The 18,302-nt window shown below is 55.6% G+C and carries 20 protein-coding genes; 8 read left to right on the forward strand and 12 right to left on the reverse strand.

What is annotated here, in order from left to right; all coding sequences use genetic code 11:
• Nucleotides 1–117 precede the first annotated feature (117 nt).
• From ACOTYH_RS21125 to ghrB, 6 genes are all read left to right on the forward strand, one after another.
• Entirely contained in the window at nt 118–780 is a 663-nt protein-coding gene (locus ACOTYH_RS21125; protein ID WP_015569987.1) for an OmpA family lipoprotein, read from the forward strand.
• A gap of 179 nt (nt 781–959) precedes the next feature.
• A complete protein-coding gene (locus ACOTYH_RS21130) occupies nt 960–1,976 on the forward strand; it encodes a LacI family DNA-binding transcriptional regulator (RefSeq protein ID WP_047746386.1) in 1,017 nt (338 codons plus the stop codon).
• Nucleotides 1,977–2,078: 102 nt separating this feature from the next.
• Nucleotides 2,079–2,828, forward strand: coding sequence for a sugar phosphate isomerase/epimerase family protein (locus tag ACOTYH_RS21135; protein WP_033486944.1), 750 nt, complete (start codon nt 2,079–2,081; stop codon nt 2,826–2,828).
• A 3-nt stretch (nt 2,829–2,831) separates the two neighbouring features.
• A complete protein-coding gene (locus ACOTYH_RS21140) occupies nt 2,832–3,770 on the forward strand; it encodes a sugar kinase (RefSeq protein ID WP_047637945.1) in 939 nt (312 codons plus the stop codon).
• Nucleotides 3,771–3,887: 117 nt separating this feature from the next.
• Complete coding sequence (locus ACOTYH_RS21145; protein ID WP_001089079.1) at nt 3,888–5,168, forward strand: MFS transporter; 1,281 nt, start codon at nt 3,888–3,890, stop codon at nt 5,166–5,168.
• Between the two features lie 27 nt (nt 5,169–5,195).
• On the forward strand, nt 5,196–6,170 hold the full coding sequence (gene ghrB / locus ACOTYH_RS21150) for a glyoxylate/hydroxypyruvate reductase GhrB (RefSeq protein WP_045329437.1): 975 nt from the start codon (nt 5,196–5,198) through the stop codon (nt 6,168–6,170).
• 58 nt (nt 6,171–6,228) lie between these two features.
• Here ghrB and cspE read toward each other — a convergent pair whose 3' ends face one another.
• Complete coding sequence (cspE, locus tag ACOTYH_RS21155) at nt 6,229–6,441, reverse strand: transcription antiterminator/RNA stability regulator CspE (RefSeq protein ID WP_003860775.1); 213 nt, start codon at nt 6,439–6,441, stop codon at nt 6,229–6,231.
• 244 nt (nt 6,442–6,685) lie between these two features.
• On the reverse strand, nt 6,686–7,396 hold the full coding sequence (locus ACOTYH_RS21160; RefSeq protein ID WP_017383576.1) for a DUF3053 domain-containing protein: 711 nt from the start codon (nt 7,394–7,396) through the stop codon (nt 6,686–6,688).
• 330 nt (nt 7,397–7,726) lie between these two features.
• Here ACOTYH_RS21160 and ACOTYH_RS21165 point away from each other — a divergent pair, with 330 nt between their 5' ends.
• Nucleotides 7,727–8,014, forward strand: a complete 288-nt coding sequence (locus ACOTYH_RS21165) for an HTH-type transcriptional regulator (protein WP_003860776.1) — start codon at nt 7,727–7,729, stop codon at nt 8,012–8,014.
• 38 nt (nt 8,015–8,052) lie between these two features.
• Here the strand turns inward: ACOTYH_RS21165 and ACOTYH_RS21170 are convergent, their stop codons facing one another.
• From ACOTYH_RS21170 to ubiD, 3 genes are all read right to left on the reverse strand, one after another.
• Entirely contained in the window at nt 8,053–9,672 is a 1,620-nt protein-coding gene (locus ACOTYH_RS21170) for an ABC-F family ATP-binding cassette domain-containing protein (RefSeq protein ID WP_033486948.1), read from the reverse strand.
• 216 nt (nt 9,673–9,888) lie between these two features.
• Nucleotides 9,889–10,590 (reverse strand): NAD(P)H-flavin reductase, encoded by a 702-nt coding sequence (fre, locus tag ACOTYH_RS21175; RefSeq protein WP_003860778.1) that lies wholly within the window; start codon nt 10,588–10,590, stop codon nt 9,889–9,891.
• A 39-nt stretch (nt 10,591–10,629) separates the two neighbouring features.
• Nucleotides 10,630–12,126 (reverse strand): 4-hydroxy-3-polyprenylbenzoate decarboxylase, encoded by a 1,497-nt coding sequence (gene ubiD / locus ACOTYH_RS21180; protein ID WP_086524167.1) that lies wholly within the window; start codon nt 12,124–12,126, stop codon nt 10,630–10,632.
• Nucleotides 12,127–12,295: 169 nt separating this feature from the next.
• On the opposite strand from ubiD, the gene rfaH reads away from it, so the two are divergent.
• On the forward strand, nt 12,296–12,787 hold the full coding sequence (gene rfaH / locus ACOTYH_RS21185; protein ID WP_003860779.1) for a transcription/translation regulatory transformer protein RfaH: 492 nt from the start codon (nt 12,296–12,298) through the stop codon (nt 12,785–12,787).
• Here rfaH and tatD read toward each other — a convergent pair.
• The 7 genes from tatD to ubiE form a co-directional block, all read right to left on the reverse strand.
• Nucleotides 12,784–13,566 carry a 3'-5' ssDNA/RNA exonuclease TatD gene (tatD, locus tag ACOTYH_RS21190; protein WP_017694739.1) on the reverse strand — a complete coding sequence of 261 codons (783 nt, stop codon included), beginning with the start codon at nt 13,564–13,566 and terminating at the stop codon, nt 12,784–12,786. The two genes, rfaH and tatD, sit on opposite strands and share 4 nt — an antisense overlap.
• 41 nt (nt 13,567–13,607) lie before the next feature.
• Nucleotides 13,608–14,378 carry a Sec-independent protein translocase subunit TatC gene (gene tatC / locus ACOTYH_RS21195; RefSeq protein WP_015569997.1) on the reverse strand — a complete coding sequence of 257 codons (771 nt, stop codon included), beginning with the start codon at nt 14,376–14,378 and terminating at the stop codon, nt 13,608–13,610.
• A 2-nt stretch (nt 14,379–14,380) separates the two neighbouring features.
• Complete coding sequence (gene tatB / locus ACOTYH_RS21200; RefSeq protein ID WP_003860783.1) at nt 14,381–14,923, reverse strand: Sec-independent protein translocase protein TatB; 543 nt, start codon at nt 14,921–14,923, stop codon at nt 14,381–14,383.
• 3 nt (nt 14,924–14,926) lie between these two features.
• Entirely contained in the window at nt 14,927–15,181 is a 255-nt protein-coding gene (tatA, locus tag ACOTYH_RS21205; protein ID WP_003860787.1) for a Sec-independent protein translocase subunit TatA, read from the reverse strand.
• Between the two features lie 76 nt (nt 15,182–15,257).
• Nucleotides 15,258–16,898: a ubiquinone biosynthesis regulatory protein kinase UbiB gene (gene ubiB, locus ACOTYH_RS21210; RefSeq protein WP_015569998.1), complete on the reverse strand. Its 1,641-nt coding sequence runs from the start codon at nt 16,896–16,898 to the stop codon at nt 15,258–15,260.
• Nucleotides 16,895–17,500 (reverse strand): ubiquinone biosynthesis protein UbiJ, encoded by a 606-nt coding sequence (gene ubiJ, locus ACOTYH_RS21215; RefSeq protein ID WP_003860788.1) that lies wholly within the window; start codon nt 17,498–17,500, stop codon nt 16,895–16,897. Before ubiJ ends, ubiB begins: the two co-directional genes overlap by 4 nt.
• A gap of 13 nt (nt 17,501–17,513) precedes the next feature.
• Nucleotides 17,514–18,269 (reverse strand): bifunctional demethylmenaquinone methyltransferase/2-methoxy-6-polyprenyl-1,4-benzoquinol methylase UbiE, encoded by a 756-nt coding sequence (ubiE, locus tag ACOTYH_RS21220; protein WP_003860790.1) that lies wholly within the window; start codon nt 18,267–18,269, stop codon nt 17,514–17,516.
• Nucleotides 18,270–18,302 lie beyond the last annotated feature (33 nt).

The raw sequence follows: 18,302 nt of genomic DNA on the forward strand, positions 1-18,302 counted from the left end.
CAGTTTATCGTTTGTGACAAATTTCAGAGTTATACACTGAATTTTCTCCGTATCCGGACGTCATAATCCACTGCCACGTCCATCGTGGCAAAGAATAAAAAGGATTAAGGAAATAAGATGAAAAAACGCGTACTCGTTATTGCCGCTCTGGTGAGCGGCGCACTGGCTGTTTCTGGCTGCACAACCAACCCTTACACCGGTGAACGCGAAGCGGGCAAATCCGGCATTGGCGCGGGTATTGGTTCCCTGGTGGGCGCTGGCGTTGGCGCACTCTCCTCCTCCAAGAAAGATCGCGGCAAAGGTGCGCTGATTGGCGCAGCGGCAGGCGCAGCCCTGGGCGGCGGCGTGGGTTATTACATGGACGTGCAGGAAGCAAAACTGCGTGACAAAATGAAAGGTACGGGCGTGAGCGTGACGCGCAGCGGTGACAACATCATCCTGAACATGCCAAACAACGTGACCTTTGACAGCAGCAGCGCGACGCTGAAACCCGCCGGCGCAAACACCCTGACCGGCGTGGCCGCGGTGCTGAAAGAGTACAATAAAACTGCCGTGAACGTGATTGGCTACACCGACAGCACCGGCAGCCAGGATCTGAACATGCGTCTGTCCCAGCAGCGCGCCGATTCCGTGGCCAGCTCGCTGATCGCCCAGGGCGTAGAAGCGAACCGCATCCGCACCAGCGGCATGGGTCCGGCTAACCCGATCGCCAGCAACAGCACGGCGGAAGGCAAAGCGCAGAACCGCCGCGTTGAGATTACGTTAAGCCCGGTGCAGTAGGTAAAAGCAAAACGGCAACCCCGTTGCCGTTTTTAGTGTTTGCGCCCTCTCCCGTGGGAGAGGGTTGGGGTGAGGGCATCAGACCGCAACCTCCGGTAAGCGCAGCGCCACCCGGCAAATAGCTTGATTCGCCAGATTTTCCCGCTAAGGTATTCTCACTAAATTCAGGGAAATCAGCGATGATCAAACCAACCCGGGCCACCATCAGCGACGTGGCGAAAGCCGCCAAAACCGGTAAAACCAGCATTTCACGCTACCTCAACGGCGAGAAACACCTGCTTTCCGATGCGCTGCTGGCGCGAATCGAACAGGCCATTGCCGATCTCGACTACCGTCCCAGCCTGATGGCGCGCGGCCTCAAGCGGGGCCGCACCCGTCTGATTGGCCTCATCATCGCCGATATCACCAACCCCTACTCCGTAAACGTCCTCAGCGGCATCGAAGCGGCATGCCGTGAGAAAGGCTTTACCCCGCTGGTCTGTAACACCAATAACGAGGTTGATCAGGAGCTGCATTACCTCGATCTGCTGCGCAGCTATCAGGTGGAAGGGATTGTGGTGAATGCCGTCGGGATGCGAGAAGAGGGGCTAAATCGTCTGCAACAATCGTCTCTGCCAATGGTGCTTATTGACCGAAAAATCCCGGAATTTGCCTGCGATGTGGTCGGGCTGGATAACACCCAGGCGGCTACCACCGCCACTGAGCACCTGATTGAACAGGGCTTCGAAGCCATTTTATTCCTGAGCGAACCGCTGGGCATGGTTAACACCCGCCGCGACCGCCTGGCTGCATTTCGTGCCACGCTGGCGCGATATCCCGGCGTGATCGCCGAGAATGCCGAAATCACCCTGCATGAAGCCGGGCAGCTGGATAATACCCTGCGCCAGTTCCATACCCGCCATCGGGGTATGCGCAAGGCGGTGATCTCCGCGAACGGGGCGCTGACGCTTCAGGTTGCCCGCTCGCTTAAACGCATTGGCCTGCACTGGGGCAGCGACATCGGCTTACTCGGCTTTGATGAACTGGAGTGGGCAGAACTTGCTGGCGTAGGCATCACCACCCTCAAACAACCCACCTGGCAGATCGGCTATGCCGCGGTTGAACAAGTGGTCCGCCGCATTGAAGGCACCCGCGACGCCGTACGCGAGCAGGTTTTTTCCGGCGAACTGATCGTTCGCGGCTCTACTGCCCGTTAATTTCCCCTTCGTGACAGCGATCATAAATTCAGCATCCCGATCTTTTCTTTGGAACCGGTTCCATCTAGCGTAATACTATCGATTACGCTCTGGAGTCAGGAAATGAGCAGGAAAATTATGGTGGTCACCGCCGCGTATGGTGCGGATCAGGTGCGACAGGCAGGCGGTCAACGGGCAATGCTTCCCGTTATTGCCGGCGCAGGAGCTGATGGCGTTGAAATCCGCCGCGAGCTCTTCAGCAACGACGAGTTAATGGCCCTGCCTGCGCTCGGCGAGTCCATTGAACTGCTGGGTTTACTGGCGTGCTACTCCGCCCCGGCCCCCCTGTTTATGCCCGATGGCACCCTCAACACGGATCTCCCGCGCTACCTTAGCGAAGCCAGCGCCCTGAACGCGCTGTGGCTTAAAGTCTCGCTGGGTCATTTCAGCGACAAACAGCCGCTTGAAGCCCTGCGCGCACTGCTGGATGAAAGCGGCATGACGCTGGTGGTGGAAAACGACCAGACCGACTGCGGGCAGCTCGCGCCGATGCAGCGCTTCAAAGCCGCCTGCCGGGTAATGGCGCTACCGGTCACGCTGACGTTCGATATGGGCAACTGGCTGTGGGTTGGCGACTCCCCGGAAGAGGCTGCACGTCAGCTGGCTCCCGCCGTGAGCTATATTCATGTCAAGTCCGCAGTCCCGCATAAGGCGCAGTTCCGCGCCGTCGCGCCGGATCAGACCGATTCTCGCTGGCGGGATCTGCTCAATCAACTCCCTGCCGATGCGCCACGCGGTATCGAATTTCCGCTGGAAGGGACGGATCTCACCGCCGTCACCCGCCATTACGTCAACCTGCTGCGCGAGGAGTAAACCATGCACAAGACGCTGGATGTCATCACCATTGGCGAGGCCATGGCGATGTTTGTCGCCACCGAAACGGGCGAGCTGAGCGCAGTGGAGTACTTCATTAAACGCGTGGCAGGTGCCGAGCTGAATGTTGCTACCGGCCTTGCGCGGCTGGGGCTGAATGTCGGCTGGGTAAGCCGCGTGGGAAATGACAGCTTTGGCCATTTTGTTCTCGACTCACTGAAAAAAGAGGGCATTGATGCCGCAGGCGTGACCCTCGACGGACGCTTTGCGACGGGCTTTCAGCTGAAATCTAAAGTTGAAAATGGAACCGATCCCATCGTGGAGTATTTTCGCAAAGGCTCAGCGGCAAGCCATCTCTCCGTGGATGATTATCACGCCGCGTATTTCTCCTCCGCGCGCCACCTGCACCTGAGCGGCGTGGCGGCGGCGCTCTCGGCCAGCTCGTACGATTTACTGGATCACGCGGCTTCGGCAATGAAAGTGCAGGGCAAAACGATCTCCTTTGATCCGAACCTGCGCCCGGTGCTGTGGAAAAGCGAAGCGGAGATGGCTGAGAAACTCAACCGACTGGCGTTTCAGGCGGACTGGGTTCTGCCGGGCATAAAAGAGGGAATGATCCTCACTGGCGAAAGCACGCCCGAAGGCATTGCTGATTTTTACCTCAACAGAGGGGTAAAAGCCGTGGTGCTGAAAACCGGTGCCGACGGCGCATGGTTCAAAACTGCCGACGGCGAGCAAGGCGCCGTCGCTGCGGTAAAAGTCGACAACGTGGTCGATACCGTGGGCGCGGGCGATGGGTTTGCCGTCGGGGTCATCAGCGCTCTGCTGGAGGGCAAACCGCTGTCGCAGGCCGTGGCGCGAGGCAACAAAATTGGTTCGCTGGCGATTCAGGTGCAGGGCGACAGCGAAGGATTACCAACACGAGCAGAGCTCGGCGTCTAAATTCCCTCTCCCTGTGGGAGAGGGCCTGGGTGAGGGCAGCAATCCGCACCAGATAATTAAGCCACCGTGTACCCTACAGACAACGGCGGCAACAACCTCAACAACAGAGGCAAGCCTATGAACAGTTCGACCAATGCAGTAAAACGCTGGTGGTACATCATGCCAATCGTGTTTATCACGTACAGCCTGGCGTACCTGGATCGTGCCAACTTCAGTTTCGCATCCGCCGCCGGGATCAACGAAGACCTCGGGATCACCAAAGGGGTCTCCTCCCTGCTGGGTGCCCTCTTCTTCCTGGGTTATTTCTTCTTCCAGATCCCCGGCGCGATTTACGCTGAACGCCGCAGCGTGCGAAAGCTCATTTTCATCTGCCTGATCTTATGGGGTGCCTGTGCGTCGCTTACTGGCGTGGTGAATAACATTCCTGCTCTGGCGGCTATTCGCTTTATTCTCGGCGTGGTTGAGGCGGCCGTCATGCCAGCAATGCTGATTTACATCAGCAACTGGTTCACAAAATCTGAGCGTTCACGTGCTAATACGTTCCTGATACTCGGTAACCCGGTCACCGTGTTGTGGATGTCGGTGGTTTCCGGCTACCTGATCCAGTCCTTCGGCTGGCGTGAGATGTTCATCATCGAAGGGGTTCCCGCGATTATCTGGGCCTTCTGCTGGTGGGTGCTGGTGAAAGATAAGCCAGCCCAGGCGAAATGGCTTTCTGAGGACGAAAAAGCCGCGCTCCAGGCGCAGCTGGATAAAGAGCAGCAGGGGCTGAAAGCGGTGCGTAACTATGGCGAAGCCTTCCGCTCCCGGAACGTTATTCTGCTGTGCGCACAGTATTTTACCTGGAGTATTGGCGTGTACGGCTTTGTGCTGTGGCTGCCGTCGATTATCCGCAGCGGCGGTGAAAACCTTGGCATGGTGGAAGTGGGCTGGCTGTCATCGGTGCCTTACCTGGCTGCGACCATCGCGATGATTATCGTCTCCTGGGCATCGGACAAGCTGCAAAACCGTAAGCTGTTCGTCTGGCCACTGCTGCTGATCGCTGCTTTTGCCTTCATTGGCTCCTGGGCCGTGGGCGCAAACCACTTCTGGGCTTCGTATACGCTGCTGGTGATTGCGGGTGCGGCCATGTATGCCCCGTATGGTCCGTTCTTTGCCATCATCCCGGAAATGCTGCCGCGTAACGTCGCAGGGGGCGCGATGGCGTTGATCAACAGTATGGGCGCGCTGGGTTCGTTCTTTGGCTCGTGGTTTGTGGGCTATCTGAACGGCGCCACCGGCAGCCCATCGGCCTCTTACATCTTTATGGGGGTGGCGCTTTTTGCCTCGGTATGGCTTACTCTGATTGTTAAGCCTGCTAATAATCAACAGCTACCCGTCGGCGCACGCCACGCCTGAATCCTTTTAAAATCAACGGAGATTAGCATGAAGCCGTCCGTCATTTTGTACAAAGCACTGCCTGAAGACCTGCAAAAACGCCTGGAAGAACACTTTACCGTTACCCGGGTCAAGAACCTCAGCCCGGAAACCGTGGCACAGCACGCCGACGCGTTTGCCAGCGCCGAGGGCCTGCTGGGTTCGAGCGAAAAGGTGGATGCAGCGCTGCTGGAGAAAATGCCGAAGCTTCGTGCTACCTCAACCGTTTCGGTGGGATACGACAATTTCGACGTGGATGCGCTAAACGCGCGCAGCATCCTGCTGATGCACACGCCGCATGCCCTGACGGAGACCGTCGCCGACACGCTGATGGCGCTGGTACTCAGCACCGCCCGTCGCGTGGTGGAAGTGGCCGAGCGCGTGAAAGCGGGCGAATGGACGAAAAGCATTGGCCCGGACTGGTTCGGCGTGGACGTTCATGGCAAAACGCTGGGGATTGTTGGGATGGGCCGCATCGGTCTGGCACTGGCACAGCGCGCGCATTTCGGCTTCAACATGCCCATCCTGTATAACGCACGCCGTCACCACACTGAAGCTGAAGAACGTTTCAATGCCCGCTACTGCGAGCTTGATACGCTGTTGCGGGAAGCCGACTTTGTCTGCCTGATCCTGCCGCTGACGGATGAAACGCGTCATCTCATCGGCAAAGCGGCGTTTGAAAAGATGAAGAAGTCGGCCATTTTCATCAACGCGGGTCGTGGTCCGGTGGTCGATGAGAAGGCGTTGATTGAGGCACTGCAAAACGGTGAAATCCACGCCGCTGGTCTGGACGTGTTTGAACAGGAGCCGCTGCCGGTGGATTCTCCGCTACTGACCATGCCGAACGTCGTCGCCCTGCCCCACATCGGCTCTGCCACTCATGAAACACGCTACAATATGGCGGCGACCGCCGTGGATAATCTGATTGCCGCGCTCGGCGGTAAAGTGGATAAGAACTGCGTTAACCCACAGATACAACAGTAGAAACGAAAAAACCCGCCAGAAGGCGGGTTTTTGAATTTTGTGCTACTGGGCTGGAAGCTTACAGGCTTACAACGTTACCAGCTGCTGGGCCTTTAGCGCCGCTTTCGATGGTGAAGGAAACTTTCTGACCTTCATCCAGAGATTTGTAGCCATCGTTCTGGATAGCAGAGAAGTGTACGAACACGTCTTTAGAGCCATCGTCAGGAGTGATGAAGCCGAAACCTTTATCAGCGTTGAACCATTTTACCAGACCAGTCATTTTAGCAGACATAGAAATTACCTTATTAACAAATATATTGTGCCTTCCGGCTTGATGGATTGCGTTACAGATTTTTAAGCGATGAAGGAAGGGTCACTACGAAGGGTATCTATGGATAACAATCTGGACTGCTTTACTAAACTGCTTTAGGTCTGTGTAACAAACCGACGAACATAGTTATACCGATGTGGTAGATGAATGACAAGCGTTATTTTCATCAAGCATAAAAAAAACCCCGCCGAAGCGGGGGTTTTTCTTATTCCGTAGCAGCGACCGCTGCGCTCCAGGCCTGGCTAAAGGCCTGATGCTGGGACGCGAGCGGCCCGATCAGCGCGTTGTACTGGCTCGCCTGCTGGGAGGTCGGGAACTGGATACCGTTAGAGACGAAGCTCACCTGCGTACCTTGTTCACTGATAAAGTCACCCACCTGAACCAGCTGCTGAGTAAAGACCTGCGCCGCCGGGATCAGCGGTTGCAAGGCGTTTGACGGCTTGGTCACGACTTTCTCATACACCTGGTCATAGACCGGTTTGAGATCCTCGCCCTGCTTCAACGCGGAACGCGACGCATCAGCCTGCATTTTGGCATTTTGCAGCTGCTGGCTCAGTACCCCAAGCGCGCCATTTGACTGGCGCAGCGGTTCGCGCTGGGTCATATAATCCTGTGGAACGCGAATAGCATTCACGCTATCCACTACCGGGCGAATACCGGAATCCATCGCCTGGCTTACCTGTTGTGAATAGCCATACAGAATGGCGTAATCCGACACGAATGGACCAAACTGTTTTTTCTGATCCGCAGTCAGCGTTGGTAAACGCTCGCCGCTACGCATCACTGTATTCTGTAGAAAATCGATAAACGCTTTGCGCTGATCGCCTTCTTTATCGAAACACCCACTCAGGCTAACAACCATCAACAACGCCGCAATAGGCGCAAACCAGCGAGAGCAGGACTTTCCTGTCGCCATTTTATTACTCCTTTCACCCAAAAAGCGCACATCGGCACACGCGTGCCCAACGCTGACAAGGATAGTCCAGGTCAGCCTTGCAAGATAGAGTTTTCATGCAAAACGGGTATTCCCGTTTTTGTACTGACTATTTACAAAAAAATACCTGTGCATCCCTACATATGACTAATCAGGTAATTAGCATAACTATCCATATAGCTGAAACGCGTAAAGCGATCGTTATCGCACAATTAATCACAGCCGTGACGATCCTGTGTCTGGTTTAGGGACTATTCTTAACAGGCTCTCTGATGTTCATGATCCCGATGTGTGATTTATGAGGAGTTCTCAATGGAATTAAAAGATCCTGAGTTTGAGCTGCTGAGCAGCCTGGAACAGATTATTTTTAAAGATGTACCGCCGACGGTTACCCTGAATCAAAAGTCCAATCCTTTTAGTGAATTTGAGCGTTTACGCAAAGGATCGGGCCTGAAAACAGATGAATTCGCAAGAGCGATGGGTGTCAGCGTAGCGATGGTGCTGGAGTGGGAGTCAAAACGTGAAAAACCAACCCCAGCCGAGCTAAAGCTGATGCGCCTGATCCAGGCAAACCCTGACCTTCGCAAGCAGTTAGCCTGATAAAGTTTGTTTGCCCCCGCCCTTGCGGGGGCTTGTGTTTACAGGCTTTCACATCGCCATCCCGTCTCTTCCCACACCAGTTCATGCGTCAACTTCAGCCCTGCCAGAAAGGCTTCATCATGCGACACCACCAGCAGCGCGCCGGGGTAATCGGCTAAGGCCGCTTCTATAGCCTGAACAGAGGCCAGATCAAGATGGTTGGTTGGCTCATCCAGAAGCAACAGCTGCGTTGCCGCTTCACGCCACAATACGCAGGCCAGCGCGGCCTTCAGGCGCTCGCCGCCACTCAGTTCGGCCAGTGGTAGTGTTACTTTCTCTGCGCCCAGCTGAAGCTGCGCTAAACGGGTACGCAGCGCCCCTTCTTCGAGCGGCGTATTGCCCAGGCTAAGGTGTGTCATCACCGACTGCGACAGATCCAGCCGGGAAAGATGCTGATCGAGATACGCACACCTGACAGAGACCTTACAGGTTCCCGTGACAGGGGCTGTTTCGCCCAACATCACTTTCAACAGCGTGGATTTTCCACAGCCGTTCGGCCCGCGTAGCGCCACGCGCAACGGGCCATCCATTCGCCAGTTTATCGGGGAGACAGGCACGTGCGGAACCACCAGTTCTTCCAGCACCAGCACCTGTTTTCCTTCCGGGATTTCACTGCCCGGCAGGGTAAACATCACCGCGTTCTCCTCTTCAACCCGCTCGCGTGCCTGGTTGACCGCAGCGTTCAGAGCATGATTTTGATCGCTATGCTGTTTTTTCCAGGAACCAATACGCTCTTTCGCCGCCCCTTTGTATTTGACCCGTTCAAACGAGGCGATGTTAAGGCTGTCGACCGTGCGAAGCGTTTTGGCTGAACGCCGCAGGCTGTCGTCATGCTCTTTATGCATACGGGCGCGGGTACGCTTGCGTTCGGTGGCAGCATGCTCCAGCGCGGCGCGGGCAGCCAGCTGCTCAGCATCACGCTGGGTTCGATAGCCAGCATAATTCCCACCGTAGCTGCGCAGGCCCAATGCGCTCAGTTCAAGGATACGCGATACCTGGGCCAGCAACTCACGGTCGTGGGAGGCCACCAGCACCCCGCCCTGATACCGGGAAAGCTGCTCGTAGAACCACACGCGGCCTTGCCTGTCGAGGTGGTTGGTCGGTTCGTCCAGCAGCAGGTAATCAGCATCTGCGGCGAATGCGCCGCACAGCAAGGCACGAATGCGCTCGCCGCCGCTCAGCTCTGCCGCGCGTTTATTCGGGTCAAAAGGGGGAAGTTTTGCAGTGATAAAAGCCTGGCTCAGCCGTTCAGCCAGATCCCAGTAACCATCGAGCGTGTCGAGATCGTCGGGTTCATAATGACCGCTGTCGATGCGCGTGCGCGCCGCAAAGATCGCGTCGTAACCAAGCAGTCCGGCAAGAGTCGTATCCGCAGAAATATCCTGCTGCTGCGCCACATAGACGTGTGTACCAAAGCGCTCAATATGACCGCTGGCGGGTTCATCAACCCCTGCCAGCAGCCGCAGAAGACGTGTTTTACCGCTGCCGTTGCGGCCAACCAGCGCGCACACTGACGCATCCAGAGAAAGATTCAGCGGACCAAAAAGGATATCGCCCGTCGCAAACTGACAGGTGACCTGATGCAAAATAAAAGAGGGGGACTGCGCAAAATGAGCCATAAGCACTCCTGAATGAAATCAAAACATCCCCTGCCGACGCGGTGCGTTGAGCAAGGATCGAAATTCATCAGTCGTGTTTGTTCATTTTTGGGGGGCGCTCCTGAGGGCGAAATTTAACGGGAACAAGAATAACGGCAATGCGCCGCCCATTTCAAGGTTAAATTTTCACCAGGCTAATGTCCGAGCGTAAAAAACCCGCCGAAGCGGGTCTCTCAATCAGATAAACGCAAACGCATCGCCAAACAGACGATCTTCCCGCGCGTCACGCTCGTTGCAGAACAGGTCGCGGGCAATTTTTGCCATTTCAAAGCGACCGGCAATATAGATATCGTGCCCGGCCAGCGTCCCATGATCCTGCAATACCGCAGTCAGCACCGTACCGCTGCGCCCGCGCCAGCCCTCTTCAGGCTGCTCGACAACCGGCTCGATGCGCAGGTTTGGATGATTTACGCTCAGCGCTTCCAGCTCAGACAGATCGTAAAGATGCTTCTCTTCACGGCCGCCCCAGTAGATGGTGATGTCGCGATTCGGGTTGCGCGCCAGCGCGGTCAGCAGAATAGAGCGGACATAAGAGAAGCCCGTGCCACCGGCAATCAGGATCAGCGGACGGTCTTCGTCTTCACGCAGCCAGGCCTCGCCATGAGGAATATCGACCACGATTTCACGCTCTTTCAGGATGCGGTCCATCACGGCCATCGCGTACAGGTTAAGCTCAGACGCACCAATATGCAGCTCAATAAATTCCTTCTCTGCTGGCGTTGAGGCCATAGAGAAAGGACGCTTATCACGCTCATCCATCACGACCATCAGGTACTGACCGGCACGGAATGAGAATGCCGCTTCAGGAACCAAACGGACGCGATATACGGTGTCGGTAATAGCATCTACCGACGTCACTTTACAGCTTAAGGTTGTCATTCGCTCTCTCTGTCGGGAAGTCTATAGGGCTAAACGGTCTTATTCTGCCTTACCGTTATTCATTATGGCCAGCTCGTCCCAGATCGCGTCAATTCGCGCGGTCACGGCAGGATCTTTTTCGATCGGGCGACCCCATTCACGGTCGGTTTCGCCAGGCCATTTGTTCGTGGCATCCAGTCCCATTTTTGAGCCAAGTCCGGAAACCGGCGAGGCAAAGTCCAGGTAATCAATCGGCGTGTTTTCCACTAACACCGTATCACGCGCCGGATCCATACGCGTGGTGATGGCCCAGATGACGTCATTCCAGTCGCGGGCATTGACGTCATCATCGCAGACAATCACAAACTTGGTATACATAAACTGGCGCAGGAAAGACCATACGCCCATCATCACGCGCTTAGCGTGACCGGCATACTGCTTCTTCATCGTCACCACCGCCAGGCGATACGAACACCCTTCCGGCGGCAGATAAAAATCAACGATTTCCGGGAACTGCTTTTGCAGGATCGGCACAAACACTTCGTTCAGCGCCACGCCAAGCACCGCCGGTTCGTCGGGTGGACGGCCGGTATAGGTGGAGTGATAGATGGCATCTTCACGCTGGGTAATGTGGGTGACGGTGAACACCGGGAAGTTATCCACTTCGTTGTAATAACCGGTGTGGTCGCCGTACGGCCCTTCGGGTGCCAGCTCGCCCTGTTCAATGTAACCTTCCAGCACGATCTCTGCGCTGGCCGGTACTTCCAGGTCATTGGAGATGCACTTCACCACTTCGGTTTTGGTGCCGCGCAGCAGCCCTGCAAAGGCATATTCAGACAGCGTATCAGGAACAGGCGTCACCGCGCCCAGAATGGTTGCCGGATCGGCACCCAGCGCGACTGAAACCGGGAAGCGTTCGCCCGGATGGGCCGCGCACCACTCCTGGAAATCCAGCGCCCCACCGCGATGGGACAACCAGCGCATGATGAGCTTGTTTTTGCCAATCAGCTGCTGGCGGTAAATGCCGAGGTTTTGACGCTCTTTATGCGGCCCACGCGTCACGGTGAGGCCCCAGGTGATCAGCGGTGCGGCATCGTCAGGCCAGCACTGCATGATGGGAATTTTGGTCAGATCCACCGCATCGCCTTCCAGCACTTTTTGCTGGCACGGCGCACCGCGCAGGCGTTTGGTGGGCATGTTCAGCACCTGCTTAAACTGCGGCAGCTTGTCGAACAGGTCGCGGAACCCTTTTGGCGGCTCCGGCTCTTTAAGAAAGGCCAGCAGTTTGCCCACTTCACGTAACGCCGTGACATCTTCCTGTCCCATCCCCAGCGCCACGCGGCGAGGTGTGCCAAACAGGTTGCACAGCACCGGCATGGCGTAGCTTTTTGGGTTTTCAAACAGCAACGCCGGGCCGCCCGCGCGCAGGGTGCGGTCAGCGATTTCTGTCATTTCCAGATACGGATCAACAGGAAGCGTAATGCGTTTGAGTTCGCCCTGCTTTTCCAGCAGCGCCAGGAAGTCGCGTAGATCGTGGTATTTCATGCAGTTAATCATGGCCTCTCTGTAAGCGCTTCATTATACGGCGTAAGACCGCGTGATGCTGTAATTTTGTTAAATTAGCGTGAACTTCCACGACTTACTCTCTTTTTCGCCATTATAATCACCTTAGCGATCCCGCCAGGGTTTTGGTATGCTTGCGCCCCGAACAATGGGAAGAGTGATTATGCAGGCCTGGTATTTACTGTATTGCAAACGCGGGCAACTTCAGCGCGCGCAGGAACATCTTGAACGTCAGTCTGTTAACTGCCTGACACCCGTGATCACGCTTGAAAAAATGCAGCGTGGAAGACGCACGACCGTCAGTGAGCCTCTGTTCCCGAACTATCTGTTCGTCGAGTTCGACCCCGAAGTGATCCACACCACGACGATCAGCGCCACGCGCGGCGTCAGCCATTTTGTGCGTTTTGGCGCCCATCCGGCAAGAGTACCGTCATCGGTTATTCATCAGCTTTCTGTCTACCAGCAGCCTGAAGATATTACCGATCCGGAAACCCCTTATGCCGGCGACAGCGTGGTGATCACCGAAGGCGCCTTTGAAGGGTTACAGGCCATCTTCGCTGAGCCGGACGGTGAAGCGCGCTCCATGCTGCTGCTCAACCTGCTGAACAAAGAGGTGTTGCAGAGCGTTAAAAACACCGATTTCCGCAAAGTTTAGAACTGCACGCCGAACAGACGACGCACGTTATCATCGGTTTGTGCTGCCAGCCACTGGGCATCTTCTCCGCGCCAGTGCGCCACTCGCTCAGCAATATGCCCCAGGTAGGCCGGTTCATTACGTCGTGATGGCGGTTTGGGCTGCATATCCCGGGGCAACAGATACGGCGCATCCGTTTCCAGCAGCAAACGATCGGCCGGGATAACGGGTAACAGCTCACGCAGTTCCAGCCCACGACGCTCATCGCAGACCCAGCCCGTGATACCCAAATACAGCCCGCGGTTCAGGCAATCCAGCGCTTCCTGACGGGAGCCCGTAAAGCAGTGCAACACCGCGCCCGGCAGTTTCTCCAGCCAGGGTTCCAGTAGCGCCATAAAACGTTCATGCGCATCGCGACAGTGCATAAACACCGGCATCTCCAGCTCTGCTGCCAGCGCGAGCTGGGCGGTAAATGCCTTCTCCTGCTCTTCAGGCGTCGAGAAGTTACGGTTGAAATCAAGCCCGCATTCGCCAATGGCAACCACTTCTGGCGTTTGTGCCAGACGATGAAGCGCCTCAGCGCTTTCATGCGTCCACTGGCTGCTGTCATGAGGATGCACGCCTGCGGTGGACCAGCAGTGTTGATAGCGTTGCGCCAGCTGCCGTGCCTGCTCACTCTCATGCAGATTCGTTCCCGTCAGTAGCAGCCCACCCACGCCGGCGGCAAAGGCGCGCGCCACCACCTCATCGTGGTCTTTCGCAAACTGGGCGCTGGTGAGGTTAAGCCCGATATCAAACATACGTATCCCCATATGACAACCGCCCTGACGGGCGGTTGGTTTTATTCTTTAGTAGTCTCTTCAGACGGCTCGTCTTCTTCGTCCCGGGTACGCCCCTTTCCGACGTAGAAACGAGCGAAGAACACGCCGACTTCAAACAGGCAGTACATGGGTATCGCCAGTAAGGTTTGCGAGAAGACGTCCGGTGGCGTTAACAGCATACCTACGACAAATGCCCCCACCAGGATGTACGGGCGCTTCTTACGCAGATCGTCAGGCGTGGTCACCCCCACCCAGCAGAGCAGGACAATTGCTACGGGCACCTCGAAGGCGACACCAAAGGCCATAAACAGCGCCATCACGAAGCTGAGGTAGCTGGCGATGTCCGTCGACACCTGTACCCCTTCCGGCGCGGTATGCGTCAGGAAGCCGAAGGCCAGCGGGAAGACAACGAAGTAGGCGAACGCCATGCCGATATAAAACAGCAGCGAACTGGACACCAGCAGCGGAATAACCAGCTTGCGTTCATGCTTGTACAGCGCGGGCGCCACAAATGCCCAGACCTGATACAGAATGACCGGCGCAGAGGCAATCAACGACACCCAGAAGGTCAGTTTGATCGGGGTAAAGAACGGTGAAGCAACGTCTGTTGCAATCATCGTCGCGCCCAGAGGCATCTGTTTAATCAGCGGCGCGGAAACCACCTGATAGATATCGTTGGCAAAATAGACCAGACATAAAAAAATGAGGAAAACCGCAATAATGCAGTTTAACAGGCGCTTACGCAGCTCAATGAGATGCGTAATAAGCGGTTGAGTATCATCTACTGCCATGTTTACGCTTTATCACTCGACGAGGGGGATGATTCGGAAACGGGCGCGGCGGGTTTTACCTCAGCCGTTTTGACCACGGGCTCTTCCGGCGGCACCTGCTTTTTCACTTCGGGCTCCTGCGGCGATTGCTCTGGCGAAGCAGCCTGATGCTCCGCGCTGGAAGGCGTTACACCCTCGCGCTGCTCTTCGCTACCCTTCACCACCGGATTGTGGATGGTGTTTGCTTCATCGCTCGCCTTCTCAGGATCGTTAATACTGTAAGAACGCTTCATGGATTCAGCCGCTTCGCGCAACTCATCCATTGATGCTTTCAGCTCCGGCGTCAGGTTGTCCATGCTCGCCTTTTCAACCTTTTTCAGGCTGTCCTGAAATTCCTGAAGCTTCAGCTCCTGCGCCAGTTCGTTCTGCACGGTAGTTGCCAGCGAGCGAAGCGCCCGCACCCAGCCCACGACGGTTTTCACCGCAACGGGTAAACGCTGCGGCCCCAACACAATCAGACCAATCACAAAGACCAGCAGTAACTCACCAAAACCAATGTCGAACACGAATTACACCTGCTCTTTATCGTGACGTTTAGCCTCTTCCTTTTTGGCTTCGTCCTGCTTATCGGCGATGGATTTAGCGGTAAAATCAGCATCCTGACTGGTTTTTTCCTGCTTATTCTCATCATCGCTCATGGCTTTCTTGAAGCCTTTGATTGACGCGCCCAGGTCGGAACCAATCGATCCGAGTTTTTTCGTGCCAAACAGCAGCACAACGATGACGGCAATGATCACTAACTGCCAGATACTGATACCACCCATGCGTGTTCCCCAGTGATAGATGATTAATTAGTCAGATCGCATTATACGTATGCAATCTCTCGATAGCGACGCTAATTCAGCGCGTTTTTCGCCAGCCAGCAAGCCAGACAACCACACCGGCAGCCATAATCCAGGCTGGCATCATTTCCCAGTCCGGACGATTGATCAACAGCAACGTGCCGCTTATCAGCAGCGTCGCGCCAATTCCGAAGAGATAGCGGGACTGCCCCTGACGCACGCGACTGGATTGAAGCTCGTGCGCGATTTTATCCATGCTGTGCTGAAGGTTCTTGCTCTGACGCAAACTGTCGTAAACCAGTTCAGGAATTTCAGGCATTTTTTCAATCCAGAACGGGCCTTTCTCTTTAAGCGAGCGAACCAGGGCTGGAATACCGACCTGATCCTTAATCCAGGATTCGAGGAACGGTTTCGCGGTTTTCCACAAGTCTAACTGAGGATAGAGCTGGCGGCCTACGCCCTCAACGTAAAGTAATGTTTTCTGAAGTAAAACTAATTGTGGCTGCACTTCCATATTGAAACGGCGTGCGGTGTTGAACAGGTTGAGCAGGACGTGTCCGAAAGAGATCTCCGAGAGCGGCTTTTCAAAAATCGGCTCACAGACGGTGCGGATCGCAAATTCAAACTCTTCCACGTTGGTATCTGGCGGAACCCAGCCTGAATCCACGTGCAGCTCGGCCACCTTACGGTAGTCGCGATTGAAGAAAGCGATAAAGTTCTCGGCGAGATAACGCTTATCCTCTTTATTCAGCGAGCCGACAATACCGCAGTCGATGCCGATGTATTTCGGATCTTCCGGGTGCTCATAGCTGACGAAAATGTTGCCCGGATGCATGTCTGCATGGAAGAAGCTGTCGCGGAAAACCTGAGTAAAGAAGACCTGCACGCCACGCTCGGCCAGCAGCTTCATGTTGGTGCCCTGTTTTTCCAGCGCCACCACGTCCGAGACCGGAATACCGTAGATACGTTCCATCACCATCATGTTCTGACTGCAATAGTCAGAATAGACTTCAGGAACATACAGCATCGGGCTGTCTTCAAAGTTTCGACGCAGCTGAATGGCGTTCGCCGATTCACGCAGCAGGTTAAGCTCGTCAATCAGCGTTTTTTCGTATTCCCGAACCACTTCCAGCGGACGCAGACGGCGACCATCCGGCAACAGACGCGGCACCCAGCGAGCCAGGCGATAAATCAGCTTCATGTCTGCTTTGATAACCGGCAGGATATCCGGACGAATCACTTTGATGACCACCTCTTTGCCATTTTCCTTCAGGCGCGCGGTGTGAACCTGCGCAATAGAGGCAGAGGCCAGGGGCTGAATATCGAAATCATCAAACCAGGTCTCGATGGGGATATTGCCCATCGCTTCTTCGATTTGTTTCTTCGCTCTCTCTCCGTCAAACGGAGCAACGCGGTCCTGCAATAGCGCGAGCTGATCGGCAATCTGCGGTGGGAAAAGGTCGCGACGTGTTGAGAGCATCTGCCCAAACTTGATCCAGACCGGGCCCAGCTCCTGTAACGCAAGACGCAGGCGTGCGCCCAGCTCCTGATCCTTATGGCGATTCGGCATCCAGAACAGCGTGCGACGCCAAAGCCGAAGCGGCAGGGTGATACGCATTCTGGGGATAAGCTCGTCGAGCCCGTAGCTCAAAAAGGTGCGAACGATAAAATAGAGGCGCCGAATTTCACCAGGCGTCATTTGCCCTCCAGTTTTTCCAGCCGTTTGGTTAACGCATCAACTGCGCGCTCAACTGCCGCGGTCTCTTCTGCAAACCAGGCGACTTCTAAAGGCCCCGGCGCCATACGCCACTCTTCGGTCAGCACCTCGGCAGCGTAGCGCTGTTGACGGAGCAGACCTTTACGAAGGAAAGCGGAACCCGTGCGCAGCGTTTTGCTTATACCTTCAGCCGCGATGTCGCCGATATAGGGCGCCAGCAGTTCCGCCGGGTCGAATTCAGCCTGATCGCTGAGTGCAACGAAGTTCTGTACCACCTGAATATCGCCCTCGACCTCCAGCTCACCGCTGCGAATAAGCGCCGTCATCTGCTGACGGTCACGCAGTTTTGGCAATACGCTCATGTGCGTAATCACCGAGCAGTCCGCCTCGCCTTCCCACTCCCCCAGAACGTCAAGCTGGCGTTCGCTGAAGACCAGCACAAGCGGCGTCGAGAACTCCTTTAAAACGATGCGCAGCACCTTTCCGTTAAGCCGCTGACGTGCGGTTTTCAGCGCCGGAGCGCGATACAGAAAGGCATTCAGCACATTCTCGATGCCAGCGGTGACTAAGGGTTTAATGGGCACGGGAAACCTCCACTCAGAACTTGTAACCACGATGCAGCGCGACGACACCCGCCGTCATATTGAAGTATTCCACGTTTTCAAACTCCGCATCCTGCATCATCGCTTTCAGCGTGTCCTGATCCGGGTGCATTCGGATGGACTCGGCCAGATAACGGTAACTTTCTGCATCGTTTGCCACCAGCTCGCCGATGCGCGGCAGAACGTGGAAGGAATAGGCATCGTAAGCTTTGCTCAGCGGGTCGATAATCGGTTTAGAAAACTCGAGTACCAGCAGTCGACCGCCCGGCTTAAGCACGCGGTACATGGAGCGCAGCGCTTTATCTTTATCGGTCACGTTACGCAGACCGAAAGAGATGGTGATGCAGTCGAACGTATTATCCGGGAACGGCAGCGCTTCGGCGTTGGCCTGAACATATTCAACGTTGCCTACCACGCCGATATTACGCAGCTTTTCGCGTCCCATTTTCAGCATGGAGTCGTTGATATCCGCCAGCACCACGCGGCCGGTTTCGCCAACCAGACGGGAGAATTTAGCGGTCAGATCCCCTGTGCCTCCGGCTAAATCCAGCACCGTTTGTCCACGGCGCACGCCGCTGCAATCAATAGTGAAGCGCTTCCACAAGCGATGAATGCCAAATGACATCAAATCATTCATCACATCGTACTTCGCCGCCACGGAATGAAATACGTGGGCCACCATGTCAGCTTTCTGCGCTTTGGCGACAGTCTGAAAGCCAAAGTGCGTTGTGTCTTGTGAATCGTCAACCATCTCAGAGCCTGCTAATCAGTCAAATGTTCGTGA

This window comes from Enterobacter cloacae complex sp. SHL001 (genome assembly GCF_049236825.1).
Lineage (GTDB): Bacteria > Pseudomonadota > Gammaproteobacteria > Enterobacterales > Enterobacteriaceae > Enterobacter > Enterobacter hormaechei_C.